Origin of the sequence: Leptolyngbya sp. FACHB-36 (assembly GCF_014695955.1) — a bacterium.
In the GTDB taxonomy this organism is placed as follows: domain Bacteria; phylum Cyanobacteriota; class Cyanobacteriia; order Leptolyngbyales; family Leptolyngbyaceae; genus FACHB-36.
Genome location: NZ_JACJPG010000128.1, coordinates 1 through 3,094, shown reverse-complemented (window position 1 = coordinate 3,094; position 3,094 = coordinate 1). Strand labels below are relative to the sequence as shown.

Below are 3,094 nucleotides of genomic sequence, written 5' to 3'. Positions count from 1 at the left end.
ATGATCTGGCTCACGGTTCGCTATGGCGTGTGGGCGGCAACGCTATCGGTGCTGGTGATTAACACAGGTGCCGCCCTGCTGACATTGCCTGCACCCTCGCCTCTCCTGGGGCTAGAACTGGCAACGGTGCAGTTCTGTCTGCTAGCGGTTTCACAGACGGCGCTGCTGCTCGGAGCGACCATATCTCGTCGTTTCCAAGCCTACGTGCAAATTCAGTCGCTCGCGCGTCGAGAAAGACTGCTGAATCAGATTAGTCGATCGCTCAATTCCACACTTGACCCGAATCAGGTGCTGCAAGACATTGTCCAGTGCACGGGGCAGTATTTCCGCGTCGATCGCGTGGTGCTGTGGCGGTTAGGAACCAACGAGGTGATTGCCGTCAGTGAGTGGCGCTTGAACCTCCAGGTTCCGACAATGCTGGGTACACACAGCTCACTAGCCGATTGGTTTGGGCAGCGGGATACGGACGATGATCTGTGGCAGCATGAACCGTTTCAAGCGCAGGACTACGCCGCGTTTCAGCATCCGCCTGCCCGCGCCGCTTTAATTGAGCAGTCGCAGCTCCGATCGATTCTGCGCGTGCCCATTTTTATACGCAACCAGTTTTTCGGTAGCCTGTCACTGCATACGACTGTCACGTACCGCATTTTTACGTCCGAAGAAGTGTCGTCGCTAGAGCAGATTGCGGAGCAAGTTGCGATCGCCCTCTACAACGCCCAAAGCTACGAACAACTAGAACGGCTGGTGCAAGAACGCACCCAGGAACTAGAGGACGAACGCTTAGTTTCGGAATCGGCGAACCGCGCCAAAACCGAATTTTTAGCCAACATGAGCCACGAGCTACGCACGCCGCTGACTAGTATTCTGGGATTCTCTAGCGTTTTACTGCAGCAGGTGTTTGGTCCTTTGAATCAGCGGCAGCAGGAGTATCTAACGACAGTTCACTCGTCTGGGGAGCATCTCCTAGAGCTGATTAACGACGTGCTTGATTTAGCGCGGATTGAAGCAGGCAAAGAGGAGTTGACGATCGAGCTAGTCAGCGTAGAAGACCTGTGCCGAGCCTGTATGTCCTTGATAGACGCTCAATCGCGCCACCAAGGACTCGACCTAAACCTGGACATTGCACCGGACGCCACAATCTGCCATGCCGATCTGCGTCGCCTGCGACAGATTCTGGTCAATTTGCTCTCAAACGCGGTGAAATTTACTGAGGCTGGCTCCGTAACGCTGCGCGTCAGCCGTACCGGAGACGGGCTCGACTTTGACGTAATTGACACCGGAATTGGAATTGCCGCCACCGATCAAACCAGGCTATTTCAGCCGTTTCAGCAACTCGATAGCGGATTGAACCGCCGCTATCAAGGCTCTGGACTGGGACTCGCCTTAGCTCAGCGATTGGCACGATTGCACGAAGGCGAGATTACGCTCCAGTCCGAACTGGGGCGCGGCAGCTGCTTCACGCTGCACCTGCCGGATAGGTCGCCCTAATGTGATCTCAGGCTAAATTGAGCGGGTCTACATCCATCGTCAAGCTAACTAGGCTGGGACAGAGCGATCGCAGCTCTGACACCTCTGGCAACGCGGCGGTGCAGTTCGGCGGCAGCTTCAGCAGCAGATGCCAGCGGAAGCGGCGGGCGACTCGCAGAATCGGTGCGGGTGCCGGACCGAGCACCTCAACTCCGTCCGCTTGCAGTGCGGCAAGGGATTGAGCCACGCGATCGGCGGCTTTTTGCACCGCGATCGCGTTCGGACTGCTAAAGCGCAGCAGAATCAACTGCCCATAGGGCGGATAGTTGAGGCTGGCACGCTGCTGCAATTCTGCGTCTACAAACGCCTCGTACTGCTGTCGCTGCACCGCTTGAATCACGGGATGCTCTGGCGAGTAGGTTTGCAAAATCACCTGCCCTGGCTCATCACCGCGTCCACAGCGCCCCGCTACCTGAGTCAAGGTCTGGAATGTGCGCTCACTGGCACGGTAGTCCGACAGGTGCAGCAGTCCATCCGCCGCCAGAATTCCTACCAGCGTCACCTGGGGCAGATCGATGCCTTTGGTTAGCATTTGGGTTCCTACCAGCAGATCGGCATCGCCGTGTGCAAACTGCGTTAGCAGCGATCGGTGCGCTCCTTTTGCCCGCGTGGTGTCGCTGTCGAACCGCATCACGCGCAAGTCGGGAAACTGCTGCTCTAGCTCTTGCACCACTCGCTGCGTACCGCTGCCGAAATACTTAAAGTAAGTTGAATCGCAGGATGGGCAGGTTTTGGGTAGCGACCGGACGTAGTTGCAGTAGTGGCAGCGCAACAGCGGTGTCGCTTCGGCATGGGTGTGGTGGTAGGTCAGCGACACATCGCAGTGCGGGCAGACAACGACATCGCCGCAGCTCCGGCAGGACACGAAAGTGCTGTGCCCCCGACGATGAATAAATAGGATTCCCTGCTGCCCTTTCTCTTTCAGCGCCTCTAGCGCTGATCGCAGCGGGCGGCTAAACATCGAGCTATTTCCCGCGCGCAGTTCCTGCCGCATGTCTACAAGCTCGATCGGCGGCATCGGACGCGCCTGGATGCGGGTGGGAAGGGAAAGGAATTTTGAGTTCTGAATTCTGAATTCTGAATTCTGACACGGCTCTTCACTGCCCTTTACCGCCAGCCAGCTTTCTAGAGAGGGCGTTGCGGACCCCAGAACGATCGGGCAGTCTTCTAGTTCGGCTCGCCAACGAGCGACGGTGCGGGCGTGGTAGCAAGGTGCGGGCTGGTCTTGTTTGAAGCTACTGTCGTGTTCTTCGTCCAGAACGACCAAGCCCAGGTTAGGTAAGGGCGCGAAAACGGCAGAACGGGTGCCAATGACGATCTGAGGAGTACCGCTGAGCAGGTTGCGCCAGGTATCATAGCGCTCTCCCTCAGACAGGGCGCTGTGGTAGACGCAGACGGAGCTGCCAAAGCGGGCGCGGAAGCGATCGGTGAGCTGCGGCGTTAAGCCAATTTCTGGCACCAGCACCAGCGCCGACTGCCCGCGCTGCAGCACCGGCGCGATCGCTTGCAAATACACTTCGGTTTTGCCCGACCCCGTGACGCCGTGCAGCAGCACTTGAGTGAATCC

General features: G+C 57.8%; 2 protein-coding genes. One reads left to right on the top strand and one right to left on the bottom strand.

The window, feature by feature from the left end; translation table 11 throughout:
• On the top strand, positions 1 to 1,488 hold a 1,488-nt coding region (locus tag H6F43_RS01810; RefSeq protein ID WP_190340311.1), incomplete at its 5' end, for a hybrid sensor histidine kinase/response regulator.
• 7 nt (positions 1,489 to 1,495) lie between these two features.
• On the opposite strand, the gene priA is transcribed toward H6F43_RS01810, so the two are convergent.
• Positions 1,496 to 3,094 (bottom strand): primosomal protein N' (gene priA, locus H6F43_RS01805; RefSeq protein ID WP_190340310.1); only part of this gene is annotated, 1,599 nt, incomplete at its 5' end.